This is a genomic window from Leclercia sp. J807 (assembly GCF_009734465.1).
In the GTDB taxonomy this organism is placed as follows: domain Bacteria; phylum Pseudomonadota; class Gammaproteobacteria; order Enterobacterales; family Enterobacteriaceae; genus Enterobacter.
The window spans coordinates 3,218,808-3,237,242 of record NZ_CP046446.1 but is presented as its reverse complement, the minus strand read 5'-3'; the positions used below and the strand labels follow the sequence as shown (position 1 = coordinate 3,237,242).

The 18,435-nt window shown below is 55.9% G+C and carries 14 protein-coding genes; 10 read left to right on the top strand and 4 right to left on the bottom strand.

Annotated features, from left to right (window positions below):
* Position 1: 1 nt before the first annotated feature.
* Positions 2-2,674 (bottom strand): phosphotransferase RcsD, encoded by a 2,673-nt coding sequence (gene rcsD, locus GNG26_RS15460; RefSeq protein WP_156239415.1) that lies wholly within the window; start codon positions 2,672-2,674, stop codon positions 2-4.
* Positions 2,675-3,413: 739 nt separating this feature from the next.
* On the opposite strand from rcsD, the gene GNG26_RS15455 reads away from it, so the two are divergent.
* The 6 genes from GNG26_RS15455 (at position 3,414) to mgtE (ending at position 10,801) form a co-directional block, all read left to right on the top strand.
* On the top strand, positions 3,414-4,526 hold the full coding sequence (locus GNG26_RS15455; RefSeq protein WP_156239414.1) for a porin OmpC: 1,113 nt from the start codon (positions 3,414-3,416) through the stop codon (positions 4,524-4,526).
* 120 nt (positions 4,527-4,646) lie between these two features.
* A complete protein-coding gene (apbE, locus tag GNG26_RS15450) occupies positions 4,647-5,702 on the top strand; it encodes an FAD:protein FMN transferase ApbE (protein ID WP_156239413.1) in 1,056 nt (351 codons plus the stop codon).
* A 72-nt stretch (positions 5,703-5,774) separates the two neighbouring features.
* Entirely contained in the window at positions 5,775-6,839 is a 1,065-nt protein-coding gene (gene ada / locus GNG26_RS15445; protein ID WP_156239412.1) for a bifunctional DNA-binding transcriptional regulator/O6-methylguanine-DNA methyltransferase Ada, read from the top strand.
* Positions 6,839-7,489, top strand: coding sequence for a DNA oxidative demethylase AlkB (gene alkB, locus GNG26_RS15440; RefSeq protein ID WP_156239411.1), 651 nt, complete (start codon positions 6,839-6,841; stop codon positions 7,487-7,489). The genes ada and alkB overlap by 1 nt, the downstream gene beginning before the upstream one ends.
* A gap of 76 nt (positions 7,490-7,565) precedes the next feature.
* On the top strand, positions 7,566-9,209 hold the full coding sequence (locus tag GNG26_RS15435; RefSeq protein WP_156239410.1) for a multidrug ABC transporter permease/ATP-binding protein: 1,644 nt from the start codon (positions 7,566-7,568) through the stop codon (positions 9,207-9,209).
* Between the two features lie 155 nt (positions 9,210-9,364).
* The gene (gene mgtE, locus GNG26_RS15430) at positions 9,365-10,801 is read left to right on the top strand and encodes a magnesium transporter (RefSeq protein WP_103825107.1); all 1,437 of its coding nucleotides are present in this window, start codon (positions 9,365-9,367) and stop codon (positions 10,799-10,801) included.
* Here the strand turns inward: mgtE and GNG26_RS15425 are convergent.
* The gene (locus GNG26_RS15425; protein WP_231604134.1) at positions 10,764-11,993 is read right to left on the bottom strand and encodes a SulP family inorganic anion transporter; all 1,230 of its coding nucleotides are present in this window, start codon (positions 11,991-11,993) and stop codon (positions 10,764-10,766) included. The genes mgtE and GNG26_RS15425 overlap by 38 nt on opposite strands.
* Positions 11,994-12,251: 258 nt before the next feature.
* On the opposite strand from GNG26_RS15425, the gene mqo reads away from it, so the two are divergent.
* On the top strand, positions 12,252-13,907 hold the full coding sequence (mqo, locus tag GNG26_RS15420) for a malate dehydrogenase (quinone) (protein WP_156239408.1): 1,656 nt from the start codon (positions 12,252-12,254) through the stop codon (positions 13,905-13,907).
* Between the two features lie 37 nt (positions 13,908-13,944).
* Here the strand turns inward: mqo and eco are convergent, their stop codons facing one another.
* A complete protein-coding gene (eco, locus tag GNG26_RS15415; protein ID WP_156239407.1) occupies positions 13,945-14,433 on the bottom strand; it encodes a serine protease inhibitor ecotin in 489 nt (162 codons plus the stop codon).
* A gap of 192 nt (positions 14,434-14,625) precedes the next feature.
* Between eco and GNG26_RS15410 the strand changes: the two genes are divergently transcribed.
* The 3 genes from GNG26_RS15410 to GNG26_RS15400 all read left to right on the top strand — a co-directional run bounded on the left by GNG26_RS15410 (position 14,626) and on the right by GNG26_RS15400 (position 17,659).
* Entirely contained in the window at positions 14,626-14,886 is a 261-nt protein-coding gene (locus GNG26_RS15410; protein WP_156239406.1) for a DUF2534 family protein, read from the top strand.
* Between the two features lie 93 nt (positions 14,887-14,979).
* Positions 14,980-16,164: an MFS transporter gene (locus tag GNG26_RS15405; RefSeq protein WP_156239405.1), complete on the top strand. Its 1,185-nt coding sequence runs from the start codon at positions 14,980-14,982 to the stop codon at positions 16,162-16,164.
* Positions 16,165-16,255: 91 nt separating this feature from the next.
* The gene (locus tag GNG26_RS15400; protein WP_156239404.1) at positions 16,256-17,659 is read left to right on the top strand and encodes a DUF1996 domain-containing protein; all 1,404 of its coding nucleotides are present in this window, start codon (positions 16,256-16,258) and stop codon (positions 17,657-17,659) included.
* A 78-nt stretch (positions 17,660-17,737) separates the two neighbouring features.
* Here the strand turns inward: GNG26_RS15400 and GNG26_RS15395 are convergent, their stop codons facing one another.
* Positions 17,738-18,421 (bottom strand): fimbria/pilus periplasmic chaperone, encoded by a 684-nt coding sequence (locus GNG26_RS15395; protein WP_156239403.1) that lies wholly within the window; start codon positions 18,419-18,421, stop codon positions 17,738-17,740.
* Positions 18,422-18,435: the final 14 nt, after the last annotated feature.

Genomic DNA, 18,435 nt, shown 5'->3' with positions numbered 1-18,435 from the left:
GCTACAGCAAGCTTTTGACGTAGGCGTCAATGTCGCTGATGTATTTTTCTATGCTGGCGGCATCTTTCTCACGAATAAGATGTTCCAGCGTTTCACATAATTGCTTGCCTGGAACCAGATTAAGCATGGCAAACACCCCTTTGAGCCGGTGTGCTGTCTGAGCCAGCGCCGCGAAGTCGTTCACGGCCGATTCAGTATACAACCTCTTAACATCATCTGGAACTGTGTCTACAAAGAGCGAATAATATCCGCTGGCATGAAGTTCAGCATTTTCATTGCCGCCCAGTGGGGATTCCGGGATCGTTTCCTGCGCCAGTTGCTCTTCTATTAGTTGTAGTACAGCTTCCTGCATAGCATTGCTCATATTAAAGTTGACGCGCACCTGGCCGGGGCCAATTTTCCGCACGCCTGGCTCATCATCGCTTAAAAGCAAGCCCGAGGCAGTAAGATTAGACGGATTATCTGTTAAAAAGAGATCATATTCTTGACTTGCCAGCCGTTCGTCAGGGGATATACAGGTTGCACCCCAGTTTTCCAGCTGACGAACCACAATATTGCGGATCTCGTTTGAGGTCACATCCACCATTATTACCACATCATCCAGCAGGCGTTCATCCTCCTCCGCATCCTGCGGACTTGCCGCCATTTTAACGTGCAGAGAGTAGCGGGTGCCCAGCGATTCACGCGCTTTGATATTCAGATGGCCGCCGAGCTTACGCGCCAGCTGATCGCAGAGCCAGAAGGTGAGGGCATTGGCTTTGCCATAGTTGTCGCCCTGGGTCTCGTTGAGGAACGGGAAGTGCAGATTATCAATTTCGCTGGCGGTAACCCCTTCGCCGGTATCCAGAATGCGGAAGGTGAGACGGTCTTCAGCCGATTCATCGCTGCTCACTTCAAGGGTAATTTTGCCGATCTGGGTGGTGGTGACTGCGTACTGGATCAGCATCAACAGAATGCGGCGCAGGGCGTCGCGGTCGCCATGACGCTCATCGTTCGCGCGCAGCGGGTTGTTAATCAGCAGCTGCAGCCCTTTACGCTTGATGACCGGCAGCACTTCCGGCACCACTTCATCAATCAGATCCTGAATGGAAAACAGCGACGCCGTGCTCTTCCAGGTGTCATTTTCCAGCATGTTGGCAAGCTGGATCTCATCCACCAGCCGTACCAGCGTATCGGCATGAGCGGAAAGCTGCATGCTCTCCGGGGTGGATAAATGGGCGGCTTCGCTGGCAAGCGCCTTCAGCGGCAGCTTGAACGCTTCGCCGATATTTTGCATAAACGCCGCGCGGCCCTGCTGGTTCTTCTCGTACAGCCTTTGCGCCTGCTTGAGCTTTTTATTCACCAGCACCTCGCGATCCTGATCGCGAATAATGAAAATCTGCGTGCGCGATGCCACCTGGCTGCGGAACTGGCGGATCTCGTACAGCTCATTATTAATCGTGGCCTGAATCACCCCCTGGTGCTGATCCGCCATGCTGGTGATGTTTTGCAGATTCAGGTGGGGCAGGAGATGGTCGGCAATTTTGTTGCTGATCACCGTACGGTTAGCCTCCTGGTCGTGGACCAGCAGGCCGAGCGGCAATACCGAGACAATCTCTTCATTCAGCGCGCGCAGGACACGCAGCTCGTTGTTGGTACCGGCTGCCACAGGAACATCGCTCTGGCGACCTGGCTGCGAACGGAAGGTACTGTAACCGAACAGCGCCAGCGCCAGCAGACCAATATTAAGCAGCAGGGGCAACAGGATGTTTTGCAGCGTATCCAGCAGCAGCGTACCGAAAGGCACCTGCCAGACCAGACGCATGCCGGTGGTGTTCAGGGTGGAAGCAATTTCGATTTTCGAACCATTAAAGGTGATAGAGACGCTGTCAGGGCTCTCTTTATCCGTCGGCGTGCGCAGGTTTTGCGCTCCGTTGTCCTGCTCCAGGCGGAAGCTTTCCAGCGGCATATCCGGCGGGATCAGATCGTTGATGGGCAGATCAAAGGCCACCACCGTGGCCAGATGCCCTGGCTGGTTGAACGTCGTACGCAGGGTAAAGTAGTGGCCATTTTGCCAGGCTAGTCGGCGCAGGGAGGAGAAACTTTCGCGCTCATCCAGGGCGTTAGCCTGCTGCAGCATCTCCGCGCGACGGGAATCGACAATATTACCCACCGTAGACTCTTTGAATCCGGAGGAGAGATCTTTAAGTGGCAGGGTGGAGATCAGGATCATGCTGTTGTCCTGACCGTTGAGATAGTACATCGACCAGGGAACGGTCTCCGCGCCCCACAGCGTATCCAGATAGGTCGACATGCGCTGGGTCATCTCCAGCGTAGCGCTGTCGTGGGAACCAAAAATCAGGGCTTCGGTTTTGCGTCGCGTTTTCTCAAGATAGTAGACGTCCTGCTTCAGGCGCGTCTCCTGCAAACCTTCAGCAGAAGAGGTGGTAGGGGTTGCCGCGATATTATCGTAAATCTGCCAGGTGGCGTAGCGCCAGGTATCGATGCGCTTATGCAGCGCGTGGCTGATATCGACAATCTGATAGCTGCGGTCTTTGAGCCAGGTGTTCACGGCGCTTTGCACCATTACGCCCATGGTCACTAACAGCACAACGATCAATAGAAGAAAGAAACGAGTAATGCTGCCCGGAAGCAGGGAGAACTTGTTCGCGGCTGTGGTTTCAGACTGACTCATTGATGTGTTTAACCCGTTATGGCTGCGCTTCAGGCGAGTAGGGCAGTATAAAGCGTAATAATCGAATTTCCAGCCTCACGCCACGGGTGAGGCTGACTTTTTCACGTCGTTGCAGGACGAAAAAGGATTGTCTTAAATCTGTACGCCCAGGTGAAAATTGTACAAATAACTCACAATAGTTGGAAAAAATAGCACGAATAAACAAGAAATTAAATTCACCACGCAATTTATGATCCTAAAAATAGCAAGCGAAGATTTAATTAATAGTCGTTATAGTTACAGGTGGGTAGCACAAATTATATAAAATTGCGTAAAGATGAGTAAAAAAAAACCGAATGCATTGCATTCGGTTCAATTCTGGATAAACAGACATTCAAATTTGAATGACGGTAATAAATAAAGTTAATGATGATAGCGAGAGATATTTTAGTAGCCGCTGCGGTTTTTGTTTTGTCAATCAGTGCTATAATTTATTTTTGTATATATCTTTGATTTATATGATTAATTTTAGAAATTTGATTTTTAGTGCGCTATTTTTTAGCTAAATGTGCGGACAAAAAGTTCCCTGAAATTTACAATTTGAAACATCTATACGGTAATATGAAACATCTTAAAAGTTTTCGTATCATATTCTTATTGGATTATTCTGTATTTTTGAGGAGAATGAACTTGCCGACTGGTTAAGAGGGTTAATCAGTAAGCAGTGGTAATAAAAGACATATAACAGAGGGTTAAAATAATGAAAGTTAAAGTACTGTCCCTCCTGGTGCCAGCACTGCTGGTAGCAGGCGCAGCGAATGCGGCTGAAATTTATAACAAAGACGGCAACAAATTAGATCTCTACGGTAAAGTAGACGGTCTGCACTATTTCTCTGATGACGACGGCGCTGATGGCGATCAGACTTACATGCGTCTCGGCTTCAAAGGCGAAACTCAGGTTAACGATCAGATCACTGGCTACGGTCAGTGGGAATACCAGATTCAGGGCAACACCACCGAGAGCGACAACCAGTCCTGGACGCGTGTGGCCTTCGCGGGTCTGAAGTTCGCTGAAGCAGGTTCTTTCGACTACGGTCGTAACTACGGCGTAATCTACGACGTCACCTCCTGGACCGACGTTCTGCCAGAATTCGGCGGCGACACTTACGGTTCTGATAACTTCCTGCAATCCCGTGGTAACGGCGTTGCAACCTACCGTAACCAGGACTTCTTCGGTCTGGTTGACGGCCTGAACTTTGCTCTGCAGTACCAGGGTAAAAACGGCAGCGTAGAAGGCGAAAACGACACCGGCCGTAGCCTGCTGAAACAGAACGGCGACGGCTTCGGTGGCTCTCTGACTTACGATCTGGGCGAAGGCTTCAGCGTAGGTGCGGCAGCAGCCTCTTCTAAACGTACCGCAGACCAGAACGGTCCAGGTGTTTATGGCCGTGGCGACCATGCTGAAGTGTACAGCGGCGGTCTGAAATATGACGCGAACAACCTGTACCTGGCAGCGCAGTACTCCCAGACCTACAACGCTACCCGCTTCGGCAACTCTCAGTCCGATGCCGACAACGCCGTTTATGGCTTCGCTAACAAAGCACAGAACTTCGAAGTGGTTGCACAGTACCAGTTCGACTTCGGTCTGCGTCCATCCGTGGCTTACCTGCAGTCTAAAGGTAAGGATATCGAAGGCAACGGCGACCAGGATCTGCTGAAATATGTTGATGTTGGCGCGACTTACTACTTCAACAAAAACATGTCCACCTATGTTGATTACAAAATCAACCTGCTGGATGAAAACGCCTTCACCGACCGTGCAGGCATCAGCACCGATGACATCGTAGCACTGGGTCTGGTTTACCAGTTCTAAGTCTTACGTACTATTGCGAAAGGGGCCAAAAGGCCCCTTTTTTTTGTTTTACCATCAGGCCCTTACAAAGCCTGTTTTTTGGTGTACTCTTGCCGGTCTCAGGCTTGAGGATAATAACGAATGGAAATTACTTTTTTGCGTGTCGGCTTGCTGGCGACGCTGTTTATGCTGGCTGCGTGTGACGCACCTGCTCCCTCTGCAAAGAGCGAAACCGCCGCCGCGACGGTGCTGGAAGGGAAAACGATGGGTACCTTCTGGCGCGTCAGCGCCATCGATCTCTCCGCTGCCCGGGCTGAAGAGCTGCGCGGGAAGATCCAGGCTCAGCTGGACGGCGATGACCAGCTAATGTCCACTTATAAAAAAGACTCCGCGCTGATGCGCTTTAATCAGTCGAAGAGTACCTCGCCCTGGCCGGTGAGCGAAGCGATGGCTGACATTGTCACCGAATCGCTGCGGGTGGGCTACAAAACGAACGGCGCGATGGACATTACCGTCGGCCCACTGGTTAACCTCTGGGGCTTTGGCCCGAACAAGCAGCCGGTGAAAACCCCCGATCAGGCGCAAATTGACGATGCCCGGGCGAAAACGGGGCTGCAGCATCTGTCCGTGATTAATCAGTCCGGCCAGCAGTATCTGCAAAAAGATATTCCCGATCTGTTTGTCGATCTCTCAACGGTGGGCGAAGGTTACGCCGCCGATCACCTGGCCCGGCTAATGGCCGAAGAGGGGATCTCGCGCTATCTGGTATCGGTAGGCGGGGCGCTGGTCAGCCGGGGCATGAACGCCAGCGATAAGCCCTGGCGCGTGGCGATCCAGAAGCCGACCGATGAGCAAAACGCCGTGCAGGCTATTCTCGATATCAACGGCCACGGCATCAGTACCTCCGGCAGCTACCGCAACTATTATGAGCTGGACGGAAAACGCATTTCGCACGTAATTGATCCACAGACCGGTCGTCCGATTACCCACAACCTGGTGTCGGTGACGGTGATCTCCCCGACGGCTCTGGAGGCCGATGCCTGGGATACCGGCCTGATGGTGCTGGGGACGGAAAAAGCCAAAGAGGTTGTACGTCAGCAAGGTCTGGCTGTCTATATGATCACCCGGGAAGGGGAGGGCTTCAAAACCTGGATGTCCCCGCAGTTTGCCAGTTTCCTCGTTAACGGGAAGAATTAAAAAGCAAGGTTGCGGGTTTTTGTCGGCTGGCGCTCAGGCAGGCTATGAGTATGCTTACAGAAGGAGCCGATCATGAAAAAGCCGAACCTGAATAATGATGATGAACGCTGGCTGGCGGTGCTGGCCCGCGATCGCCATGCCGATGGTCAGTTTGTGTTTGCCGTGCAGACCACCGGCATCTTCTGCCGCCCCTCCTGCCGGGCGCGCCATGCTCTGCGTGAGAATATCCGCTTTTATCCTGATGCCCGCCAGGCGGTGCAGGCGGGTTTTCGTCCCTGCAAACGCTGCCGCCCGGATCAACCGGATCCGCAGGCGCAGCGCGTCGCGACCATCGAAAAAGCCTGCCGGTTGCTGGAACAGGAGCAACCTTTGACCCTTGAGCAGCTGGCGCAAGCGGTGGCGATGAGCCCGTATCATCTCCATCGTCTGTTCAAAACCGCCACCGGGATGACCCCTAAAGCCTGGCAGCAGGCGGCGCGGGCGAAACGGCTGCGCCATGCCCTTGCGCAGGGGGATAAAATTACCGACTCCGTGCTGGCGGCCGGTTTCCCCGACAGCAGCAGCTATTATCGCAACGCAGACGCCACCCTGGGAATGACCGCGAAGCAGTACCGCAACGGCGGGGAAGAGACCACCGTGCGCTACGCCCTGAGCGACTGTACGCTGGGGCGCTGCCTGGTGGCGGAAAGCGCGCGGGGGATCTGCGCTATTTTACCCGGCGATGACGACAGCACGCTGGTTGCCGAGCTGGCGACCCTTTTTCCGCACGCCCGGCGGGAACAGGCAGATGCCGCCTTTGCCGCCCGCGTCGCCCGGGTGATCGCCAGCGTGGATAACCACGCCGTGGCGCTCGCCCTGCCGCTGGATATTCGCGGCACCGCCTTTCAGCGTCAGGTCTGGCAGGCCTTGCGCGCCATTCCCGGCGGCGAAACGGCAAGCTATCAACAGGTGGCAAACGCCATTGGACACCCTGGCGCGGTGCGGGCAGTGGCCCGGGCCTGTGCTGCCAACAAACTGGCGGTTATCATCCCTTGTCATCGTGTGGTGCGAAGCGATGGCGGGATCTCGGGCTACCGCTGGGGTACGGCCCGCAAAGCGGCGCTGCTGCGTCGGGAAGCGAAAAAAGAGGAGGTGTGATGCTCGATCTCTTTGCAGATGAACAACCCTGGCAGGAGCCGCTTGCGCCCGGTGCGGTGATTCTGCGCCGCTTCGCCCGGGCTGGAGCGCCTGCATTAATGCAGGCAATCGAACAGGTGGCTACCGTCTCGCCGTTCCGCCAGATGGTCACCCCCGGGGGCTACACCATGTCGGTGGCAATGACCAACTGTGGCGGGCTGGGCTGGACCACCAATCAGCGGGGCTATCTCTACTCCCCGAAAGACCCGCTTACCGACGCCCTCTGGCCATCGATGCCGGAGGCGTTTGCCACCCTGTGCCACGATGCTGCCTGCGCGGCGGGCTATCCTGAGTTCCAGCCGGACGCCTGTCTCATCAACCGTTACGCGATTGGGGCTAAGCTCTCGCTGCATCAGGATAAAGATGAAGCGGACCTGCGGGCGCCGATTGTCTCGGTTTCCCTCGGCCTGCCGGCGGTATTCCAGTTCGGCGGATTACGGCGTAACGCTCCGCTGCAACGCCTGCTGCTGGAGCACGGCGATGTGGTGGTCTGGGGCGGGCCATCACGACTGTTTTACCATGGCATTCAGCCCCTTAAGCCTGGTACGCATCCTCTTACCGGCGACTGTCGCTACAACCTGACCTTCCGCCAGGCGGCGTACAGCGAATAAAAATAAGAATTATTCTTGATGTAAACGGCGAGCAGTTTACACTGCTGGCTGTTTTTTCTTGTCTGGATTGCTCTGCATGGAACTCCTGTTACTGGTCTGGCGCCAATATCGCTGGCCGTTTATCGCGGTGATGGCATTAAGCCTGCTCAGCGCCGCGCTGGGTATTGGGCTGATCGCCTTTATCAACCTGCGTTTGATTGAAACTGTTGATACCACCCTGATGGTGCTGCCGGAATTTCTCGGCCTGCTGGTCCTGCTGATGGCCGTCACCCTCGGCTCGCAGCTGGCGCTCACGACGCTCGGTCACCACTTTGTCTACCGCCTGCGCAGCGAGTTCATCAAGCGGATTCTGGATACCCAGGTTGAACGCGTCGAGCAGCTGGGCAGCGCCTCGCTGCTGGCCGGGCTGACCAGCGATGTGCGCTCAATCACCATCGCCTTTGTGCGTCTGCCGGAGCTGGTACAGGGGATCATCCTGACCTTCGGATCGGTGGCCTATCTGGCCTGGCTCTCCACCAAAATGTTGGCGATCACCGCCCTGTGGATTGCGATCACCATCTGGGGCGGCTACCTGCTGGTGTCGCGCGTCTACAAACACATGGCGGTGCTGCGCGAAACCGAAGATAAGCTCTATAACGACTATCAGACGGTGCTGGAAGGGCGCAAAGAGCTGACCCTGAACCGTGAGCGTGCCGAGCATATCTTCAACAACCTCTATATTCCGGATGCCCGCGAGTATCGCCACCACATCGTGCGGGCCGATACCTTCCACCTGAGCGCGGTCAACTGGTCGAATATCATGATGCTGGGGGCGATTGGCCTGGTCTTCTGGATGGCGAACAGCCTCGGCTGGGCGGATACTAACGTCGCCGCCACCTATTCGCTGACCCTGCTGTTCCTGCGTACGCCGCTGCTTTCTGCCGTCGGGGCGCTGCCGACCCTGCTCAGCGCCCAGGTCGCCTTTAACAAGCTGCGTAAGTTTGCCCTCGCGCCGTACAAACCTGATTTCCCGCGTCCTGAGGCCTTCCCGAACTGGCAGACGCTGGAGCTGCGCAACGTCACCTTCCAGTACCAGGACAATGCATTTTCCGTCGGGCCGGTAAATTTAACCCTTAATCGCGGCGAGCTCCTGTTCCTGATTGGCGGTAACGGCAGCGGCAAATCGACGCTGGCGATGCTGCTGACCGGCCTGTATCAGCCCCAGTCGGGTGAGATCCTGCTGGACGGTAAACCGTTGAGCGCTGAAAAACCGGAGGATTACCGCAAGCTCTTCTCGGCGGTGTTTACCGACGTCTGGCTGTTCGATCAGCTGCTGGGGCCGGAAGGCAAGCAGGCCGATCCGGCGCTGGTGGAGAAGTGGCTGGCGCATCTGCAAATGTCCCACAAGCTGGAGCTGCAGGATGGCAAAATCCTCAACCTCAAGCTGTCAAAAGGGCAGAAGAAGCGCGTGGCGCTGCTGCTGGCGCTGGCGGAAGAGCGTGACATTATTCTGCTGGATGAGTGGGCCGCGGATCAGGACCCGCATTTCCGTCGCGAGTTTTACCAGGTCCTGCTGCCGCTGATGCAGCAGATGGGCAAAACCATCTTCGCCATCAGCCATGACGACCATTACTTTATCCATGCCGACCGTCTGCTTGAGATGCGCAGCGGCCAACTGACGGAACTGACCGGCGCGGAACGTGATGCCGCGTCGCGTGATGCGGTAGCCCGTACCGCCTGAGCGTAACTGTGCCGGGTGGCGGCTTCGCCTCACCCGGCCTGCAATCTTGTTTTTCCCGCCTGCTGCTTTTTTGACCTCTCCTCTCATCCGTTTATTAAAATTTACACAACCCCACGCTATGCTTAATGCCAACTTATTTAATGGATTGATATTTAATGTCTGTATTAAGCAAAAACAGCGCACGGCTGCGCGATGAAGAGCGTGCGCGCCTGATCTGGCTGATGACCACCGACAAAGCGCTCACTTCCACCCTGCTGGGTAAACTGACCCTGGCTGAGCAATATGATGTCGGGACGTTAGCCGACGATATTGCTGAGGTAGGGGCGCTGGTAGCTCATTTGCCGCCGCCGGATCTCGCCGACACCCTCGAAGCGCTGCCCTCGGAAGAGCGCCACGCTTTGTGGCGACTGGTAGAGGATCACGAGCGCGGTCAGGTATTGCTCGAAGCCTCCGAAAACGTCTGGGACGATCTGATCGACGAGATGAGCGACCAGGCCATTCTCGACGCGGTACGCACCCTGGATATCGACGACCAGCTCTACATGGTCCAGCACCTGCCGCGCAACCTGACCGGACAGTTGCTGGCGTCGCTGCCGCCTCAGGACCGTGCCCGGGTCCAACAGGTGATGCACTATGAGCAGGACCGCGTCGGTGCGATCCTGGAGTTCAGCGTCATTACGGTGCGCCCTGACGTCACCCTGGGCGCGGTCCAGCGCTACCTGCGACGTCTGGGCAAAATGCCAAAGAACACCGATAAGCTGTTTGTGACTTCCCGGGATAAAACTCTGCTCGGCGAGCTTGATCTACAGACCATTCTGCTTAACAGCACCCAGACCCTCGTCAGCGAGGTGATGGAAACGCAGCCGATGCTCTTTTCCCCGGAAGATGACGCCGAAAAAGCCGCCCGCACCTTTGAACGTGACAACCTGCTCAGCGCGGGCGTAGTTGACCCGGAAGGCAAACTGTTGGGGCGTCTGACCATCGATGAGATCGTCGACGTGGTCTACAAAGAGACCGACAACGATATGCGCGCCCTCGGCGGGTTAAGTGCCGAAGAGGATGTCTATGCCCCGGTGAGTAAGGCGGTGAAAACCCGCTGGGCGTGGCTGGCGATCAACCTATGCACCGCCTTCATCGCCTCACGTGTCATTGACGGATTTGAACACACCATCTCCCAGCTGGTGGCGCTGGCCTCGCTGATGCCTATCGTAGCGGGCATTGGCGGCAATACCGGTAATCAGACCATCACCATGATCGTGCGCGCCCTGGCGCTTCAGCATATTCAGCCGGGCAACTTTACCTTCCTGATCATGCGTGAGCTCGGCGTGGCGCTGATTAATGGCCTGGTGTGGGGCGGCATCATGGGGGGCGTGACCTGGTGGCTGTACGGCGATATGGCGCTGGGGGGAGTAATGACTCTGGCGATGGTGCTGAACCTGCTGGTGGCGGCGACGATGGGCGTCCTCATCCCGATGATCATGACCCGCCTCGGGCGCGACCCCGCAGTGGGGTCGAGCGTGATGATCACCGCCATTACCGATACTGGCGGCTTCTTTATTTTTCTTGGGCTGGCGACGCTGTTTCTGCTGTAACGGCGTGTTTGCGTCGCAGGCGGGCAGGGAGGATCACCATCATGATAATCCCGCCTACCACACCAATTGCCAGGTTGCCGGTTGAAACGGTGGCCCCGACGGTCACCAGCATCACCAGCGTTTCCGCAACCGGCGCGCCTTTCACCGTGGCAGGGCGAATGCTCTGCCAGTTGAAGGTTTTAATGGCGACAATCGCCATGATCCCCGCCAGCACCGCCATCGGAATTTTCGCCATCACTTCGCTCAGGGCAGTGACCAGCACCAGCAGTACCAGCCCGGCGGCAAAGGTGGAGACGCGGCTGCGGCCTTTGCCCATTTCGACGTTAACAATGGTCTGACCGATCATCGCGCAACCGGCGATCCCGCCAAAGAAGCCCGCCATGATATTGGCCACGCCCAGCCCCATGCTTTCGCGGCGCTTGCTGGACGGGGTCGCCGTCAGTTCATCCACCAGCTTCGCGGTCAGAAGCGACTCCATCAGACCGACAAAGGCGATACTCAGGGCGTAGGGCCAGATAATACTCAGGGTTTGCAGATTCAGCGGCACCAGCATCTGGGTGATCCCCGGCAGTCCGCCGCCGATAGAGCCTTCATCCCCCACGGTCGGCAGCAGCTGGCCGCTGGTGACGGTATAGAGTGTCAGCACCACGATGGCAATTAACGGGGAGGGCACGCTTTTAATGTAGCGGGGCGCCCAGAGCACAATCAGCAGGGTGAGCACAAACAGGCCGACGATCAGCGGGCTTCTGCTCCAGAAATGCGGCACTTGGGCAAAGAAAATCAGGATCCCCAGGGCGTTAACAAACCCGGTCATTACTGCCTGGGGAATAAAACGCATCAGACGCGCCATTCCCAGCGCGCCGAACAGGATCTGGATCACGCCGGCCAGCAGCACCGCCGGCAGGATGTATTGCGCGCCATGCTGATGGACCATCGGCCCGATCACCAGCGCCACGGAGCCCGCGGCTGCCGTCACCATCGCCGGGCGACCACCCATGACCGACAGCCCCAGGCAGAGGACCACCGAGGCAAACAGGCTCACCTTCGGATCAACCCCCGCGACGACGGAGAACGAGATCACTTCCGGAATCAACGCCAGGGCGGTGATAACACCGGCAAGGGTTTCACGCATAAACAGCGATGGAGAGCGCAGGATAGAGAGCGCAGAAGGAGAAGCGTGTACTGAAGACATAGTTTTTCGCAGGTCAGGAGAATGAGTGCAGCCCAGAGGCATCTGTGCGCGCGATCACAAAGCGCTGCATAGTAGCGGGAAATGGCGCACTTTTCCAGCACCGGATTAGCCATACCCCTACAAATGCAGCGACATTTATTATCATAATTACAATAATTATTTAACCTTTAAACAATATTTAATTATTGCTACCGTGGCGCCGCACTCGACTTCATCTGCATAAATAGCGAACAAACGCGTATTACGAAGGCATTAATTATGAAAAAAATGACTGCCCTGCTGCTGGCTGCGGCGGCAAGCCTTAGTGCTGTCTCCATGGCGGCGAAGGCTCAGGCATCGCAAGAGCAGGAAACGGACGTTCTGTTAATTGGTGGCGGGATCATGAGCGCCACGCTGGGAACCTATTTGCAGGAGCTTCAGCCGGACTGGTCCATGACCATGGTTGAACGCCTGGACGGCGTAGCGCAGGAGAGCTCTAACGGCTGGAACAACGCCGGGACCGGCCACTCCGCGTTAATGGAGCTGAACTACACCCCACAGAAGAAAGATGGCTCTATCAGCATTGAGAAAGCGGTGGAGATCAACGAAGCGTTTCAGATCTCCCGTCAGTTCTGGTCTCACCAGGTGAACAGCGGTGTGCTGCACGATCCACACAATTTCATTAACACCGTCCCGCACATGAGCTTTGTCTGGGGGGACGACAACGTAAACTTCCTGCGCGGACGTTATGCTGCTCTGCAGCAAAGCTCGCTGTTCCGCGGCATGAAGTACTCCGAAGATCACGCCCAGATCAAAGAATGGGCGCCGCTGGTGATGGAAGGGCGCGACCCGAACCAGAAGGTGGCGGCCACCCGTACGGAAATCGGTACCGACGTTAACTACGGCGAAATCACCCGTCAGCTGGTGGGCTCTCTGCAGAAAAAAGAGAACTTCAACCTGTCGCTGAATACCGAAGTGCGAGGCTTTAAGCGTAACGCGGACAACTCCTGGAGCGTGACCGTCGCCGATCTGAAGCACAATGAAGAAGAGCACGTCATCAAGGCGAAGTTCGTCTTTATCGGTGCGGGCGGCGCAGCGCTGAAGCTGCTGCAGGAGACCGGTATTCCTGAAGCGGAGAATTACGCGGGCTTCCCGGTTGGCGGCCAGTTCCTGGTGTCGGAAAACCCGGACGTGGTGAATCGCCATCTGGCGAAGGTCTATGGCCAGGCGTCCGTGGGCGCACCGCCGATGTCGGTGCCGCATATCGACACACGTGTTCTCGACGGCAAGCGCGTGGTGCTGTTCGGGCCGTTCGCGACTTTCTCAACCAAATTCCTGAAGAACGGCTCGCTGTGGGATCTGCTCAGCTCCACCACCACTTCTAACGTGGGTCCGATGGTTGATGTCGGTCTGGATAACTTCGATCTGGTGAAATACCTGATTAGCCAGGTGATGCTCTCCGATGACGATCGTTTTGAGGCGCTGAAAGAGTATTATCCGGAAGCGAAGAAAGCGGACTGGCGTCTGTGGCAGGCGGGCCAGCGTGTGCAGATCATCAAGCGTGATGAAGAAAAAGGCGGCGTGCTGCGTCTGGGCACTGAAGTGGTCAGCGATAAAGAGGGCACCGTGGCCGCGCTGCTGGGGGCTTCCCCGGGCGCCTCTACTGCGGCACCGATTATGCTGCATCTGATGGAAAAAGTGTTCAAAGACAAAGTCGCCAGCCCGGAGTGGCAGGCGAAGCTGAAGACCATTATTCCTTCATACGGTACGGCGCTGAACGGCAACGTTGAGGCCACCGAGCAGGAGCTGGAGTACACCAGCCGCGTGCTGCAGCTGAAGTATGAAAAACCGCAGGCACCGGATGCGGCACCTCAACCTGAGGCGCAGGCGACCTCCCAGCCGGAAAGCAAACCGGTCGCGGATATCGCGCTCTGATACAAAAAAAGCCGGGTTATCACACCCGGCTTTTTTATTAACGCGCGACGGCGTTTTCGATTTTCTCATCTGCCTGCCAGACGCGGTATTTCACCTCAACGTTGTCCGGCGTATAGATCACAATCGGCAGCTTGCTGTTGTAGCGCAGCAAGCTGTGTTCACCCAGATTCGCGGTCACAAATTTGGCGCTCTTTTTCCCATCCGGGCAGGCCATCATGGTGGAGACCGGGGAGGTGACTTTATCAAAGACGTAATAGTCGTAGCCCCAGCCTTCCAGCGTCTTGCTGGTTAACTGTCCGCCCAGGCGGTGAACGTTGCAATCCACTTCCAGCGTCTGCCCGATCAGCAGCTCAACTTTATAATTCGCTTCATCTTTCTGCGCGGGCAGGTCGATAACCTGGCGCTTCATCCCCTGTTCCGCCTGTGGATACGGAGCCGTTTTCTCTAGCGGTTGAGCGGCATAAGCGCTGGCGCAGGCCAACGCCAGCAGGGCGACGATGCTTTTAGGTGCGTTTTTCACAGTCATTCCTTTTTATGTCAAACGGTTCATGCCTACACTACCATAACTGGTGTTTTTTGCCTTTATTTTATTTTTATATGGTTTATATCACTGACTATTTGCCTTTGTTGTGGTTTTAAATTCTGGATTGGCCCCAGAGGGCCGTTCGTGGTAGGGTGAGCGGCAATCATTGTTATTCATCGGTGAAGGAATTAATGCATGGTACGCCAAAAACTTAACACCCCGGCGGGGAAGAAATTTCTGCTGGCGCTGCTGACGGTGTTTCTGATCGCGGTAATTGGGGTGGGGCGTGTGACGATCGTCGGCGTGGTTGAGCAGTACAACATTTCGTTGACGGAGTGGACCACCAGCATGTTCGTTCTGCAATCCGCGATGGTGTTGGTCTACAGCACGGTCTTTACCGTTCTGCTGGCTATCCCGCTGGGGATCTTTTTCCTCGGTGGCAGCGATAAGCACTAAGCTGTCGCGCTTCGCTTTTACGATATTGATTCGCATTCCCTCCTGCGCCGTTTTCGGGTTAAATACCTGTTTTCCCGATAGCAGGAGTGGAGCATGGTCTCCCGATTTTCCACGCTGAGCCGGATCCCAAAAGGGGTCTGGGTCGTTGGCGGCGTCAGCATGTTGATGGATATCTCCTCGGAGATCATCCATAGCTTATTACCGCTCTTTATGGTGACCACGCTGGGCGCCAGCGTCATTTTTATTGGCCTGATTGAAGGGCTGGCGGAAGCCACGGCGTTGATCATCAAAGTCTTCTCCGGTGCCATCAGCGACTATCTGGGGAAACGCAAAGGGCTGGCGCTGCTGGGCTACGGGCTGGGAGCCGCCAGCAAGCCACTGTTTGCGCTCGCCTCGTCGTCGGGGATGATCCTCGGGGCACGCTTAATCGACCGGGTAGGGAAGGGGATCCGCGGTGCCCCCCGCGACGCGCTGGTGGCCGACGTGACACCGCCGGAACTGCGCGGGGCGGCATACGGGCTGCGTCAGTCGATGGACACCATTGGCGCGTTTCTCGGCCCGCTGCTGGCGGTCGGCATGATGCTGCTGTGGCACGATGATTTCCGCACCATCTTCTGGGTAGCCGTCATCCCCGGCGTGCTTGCCGTCGCGCTGCTCTTTTTTGGCCTGCATGAACCTGCCTCTCCCGTCACCCATAAACGCACCAATCCGATTAAAAAAGAGAACCTGAAACGCCTCGGCGCCAGCTGCTGGTGGGTGATTGGCCTGGGTGCGGTCTTCACCCTGGCCCGTTTCAGCGAGGCATTTCTGGTGTTGCGGGCTCAGCAGGCGGACATTCCGCTGGCGCTGATCCCGCTGGTGATGGTCGCCATGAATCTGCTTTACGCGTTTTCGGCTTATCCGTTTGGCAAACTCTCCGATGCCATGAGCCATACCCGTCTGCTGCAGTGGGGGCTGGCGGTGTTGATCGCCGCCGATATCGTGCTGGCGCTGAGCACCCACTGGATGGGGATTATTGTCGGCGTGGCGCTGTGGGGCATCCATATGGGGATGACTCAGGGGCTGCTGACCGCGATGATGGCGAAGACGGCACCCCCCGACCTGCGGGGTACAGCGTTTGGCCTGTTCAGTATGATAAGCGGCGTAGCGCTGCTGATTGCCAGCCTGGGGGCGGGCATCATCTGGGAAATGTGGGGGGCGGAATATACCTTTTATGCCGGGGCGATGATCTGCCTGCTGACGCTGGGGTATCTGCACAAACGCCCGGCGGCGTTGTAAAGCGCGTAATAGTAGAAAAATATTGCGCAAATCATTCGAAGCGTGAGTATCGTTTTGTTACCAATGTGGTCCTTTCTATCAGGAGATACTTATGAAAAGGACCGCACTTTATACCGCGATGGCGTCAGCACTGCTGCTGCCGTCACTTTATGCCCATGCAGGCCCGCAGGCGCACGTCGTCTGCGCTTATAACCATACCCTGGGCGATGACGCCATAATGATGTTTGGCAAAACCAACCAGGCGATGTGGCACGACTTTTTCGGCAACACCCGTACGGACGCCCATTCGACCTATCAATCACTGCGTAAGCAGTCAGAAACCACCTGCGATAACAAAGCCGACAGCTCAGCTTACTGGGCGCCGTCGCTGCGCCTGCCGGACGGGACGGTGGTTCAACCCGCCTACCAAAAGACCTATTACCAGGCGTCTAACGTCGAACAGTTCCCGCTCAGTCCGTTCCCGGCCGGGCTGGCGCTGCTGGCGGGCGATCACCACGGCACCAAGCCTAACTCCCGCATTACCTTCTTATGCGCTAACGGCAAAGGTTACAGCAATAAAGTCGGGGAAGTGTGTGGGCTAAGAAAAGCCAAAGATGCGGTGCAGTTTAATATCGGGATCCAGTTCCCTAACTGCTGGGATGGTATCCATCTGCAGCCGCACCATGGCATGGCGAATGCGACCTACGATATGAAAGGGCAGTGCCCGTCCGGCTATCCGGTGAAAATCCCGACGGTAAATATGAACGTGGCCTATGTACTGCACGGGATCACTTCCCTGGATACCGCGAAAGCCCAGCTGTCGCTCGATCCCACCATGAATGGCGATGTGCGTGAAGAGCACTGGGGTAGCCTCTATACCGCCCACGCCGACTTTATGAATGGCTGGACTGAAGACGGCGCGCGCTTTATGACCGAGATGTGCATGAATCAGGGCATGGACTGCGGCACTAACGTCCCCTACGGCTATTCAAAGGCGCTGGCAAACGTCTGGGTGAGTAGCGAGACCCCAACCACCCCGGTACCTGGGGCGCAGACTTTGCTGGTTCAGGATAACTGGAAAAACGGCGGTCGCACCCGTAACAGCGAAACGATGAGTCTGGTTAAGTTTAAGATCCCTGCGCTGCCTGAGGGCCAGGAGCCGTCCCTGTTCAAATACCGGGTGCGGATCTATGGTGGAAAAGTCGAGGCCAACGGCGCGGATCAGATCTTCTTCTATCCGGCAAGCAACGACTGGGATCCCGCCACTGTCACCTGGAAAAATCGTCCGGCCTGCAATTACTCGTCAGATGCGCTGCTGTATCTCAACAACAAGCGTGAATATCGCATGGTCGATGTTGATAAGGCGGTGCGCAAAGCGCTGGCGGCGGGCAAAACGGAAATCTCCTGGTACATTGGTGGCGACCGTCAGGGCAACCACTACCAGTTCAGCCCCGCCTCTTCTAAAGAGAGCCTGATACTGATGCTGACGGGGTATAAACACACCCCGGAGACATAAGGTAGAGTGGATTTATAACAGACAGAAGCCGGTTAGTTAACCGGCTTATGTTCAGAGGGACTTATGGTTTACCAATCGCTAATTATGGAAGCATCCATTACCTAATTTAATGTATTTCTCCTGCGCCACGATAAATTTTCTATTCGTCACGCTTACGCTTTTATCCTGATACTTTTCCCCCGGCAACATATAAAATTGCGTTGAACTTTCATCATCGCCCTCGCAACCTTTCTGGATAATCACCCTGAAAAAGGTATTGCCGGTGTTTTCGATAATGCCTTTTTGCTCATCGACTTGATAAGCCAGTTTAATTTTACGCGGACGAACGACGAGTATGGTACTCATCGAGGTCACCGGCAGCACGTTTAAATTACTGCCGGTTTTCTGCAGCGGGTAGAGACGAAGCGGGATCTCCTTAAACACGACCCGGAAATAACGTTCTTTATCATCCTTTGGGCCGCGATAATAGAGTTTAAAATAGTCTGTTTGCAGGGGCGCGAGCGAAAACTTCAGCGGTGCCCAGAGGATCTCCAGGTCCTGGTCGCTTATTTTGTTTTCACCGCCATTGCCAGGCCTGTCAATTTTCCAGGCGCTGATGTTATACAGATTTGTTCGGTCGGTATCGTTATAGATTGGCCGGGAGACGAAATCTTTGTCTGCCGGCATATCGTAGATAAGCGCGCTAAACCAGACGGCATGTGCCGTGTTAATGGATAGCAGCGCTGCCAATAGCGCCGGGATTGTGAAACCCGCTTTTCTCATAAACATAGACCTTT

Excerpts from the sequence above, each read along its gene's own strand:
- rcsD (WP_156239415.1), bottom strand. The coding sequence starts at position 2,674 with ATGAGTCAGTCTGAAACCACAGCCGCGAACAAGTTCTCCCTGCTTCCG.
- GNG26_RS15455 (WP_156239414.1), top strand. The coding sequence starts at position 3,414 with ATGAAAGTTAAAGTACTGTCCCTCCTGGTGCCAGCACTGCTGGTAGCA.
- apbE (WP_156239413.1), top strand. The coding sequence starts at position 4,647 with ATGGAAATTACTTTTTTGCGTGTCGGCTTGCTGGCGACGCTGTTTATG.
- ada (WP_156239412.1), top strand. The coding sequence starts at position 5,775 with ATGAAAAAGCCGAACCTGAATAATGATGATGAACGCTGGCTGGCGGTG.
- alkB (WP_156239411.1), top strand. The coding sequence starts at position 6,839 with ATGCTCGATCTCTTTGCAGATGAACAACCCTGGCAGGAGCCGCTTGCG.
- GNG26_RS15435 (WP_156239410.1), top strand. The coding sequence starts at position 7,566 with ATGGAACTCCTGTTACTGGTCTGGCGCCAATATCGCTGGCCGTTTATC.
- mgtE (WP_103825107.1), top strand. The coding sequence starts at position 9,365 with ATGTCTGTATTAAGCAAAAACAGCGCACGGCTGCGCGATGAAGAGCGT.
- GNG26_RS15425 (WP_231604134.1), bottom strand. The coding sequence starts at position 11,993 with ATGTCTTCAGTACACGCTTCTCCTTCTGCGCTCTCTATCCTGCGCTCT.
- mqo (WP_156239408.1), top strand. The coding sequence starts at position 12,252 with ATGAAAAAAATGACTGCCCTGCTGCTGGCTGCGGCGGCAAGCCTTAGT.
- eco (WP_156239407.1), bottom strand. The coding sequence starts at position 14,433 with ATGACTGTGAAAAACGCACCTAAAAGCATCGTCGCCCTGCTGGCGTTG.
- GNG26_RS15410 (WP_156239406.1), top strand. The coding sequence starts at position 14,626 with ATGGTACGCCAAAAACTTAACACCCCGGCGGGGAAGAAATTTCTGCTG.
- GNG26_RS15405 (WP_156239405.1), top strand. The coding sequence starts at position 14,980 with ATGGTCTCCCGATTTTCCACGCTGAGCCGGATCCCAAAAGGGGTCTGG.
- GNG26_RS15400 (WP_156239404.1), top strand. The coding sequence starts at position 16,256 with ATGAAAAGGACCGCACTTTATACCGCGATGGCGTCAGCACTGCTGCTG.
- GNG26_RS15395 (WP_156239403.1), bottom strand. The coding sequence starts at position 18,421 with ATGAGAAAAGCGGGTTTCACAATCCCGGCGCTATTGGCAGCGCTGCTA.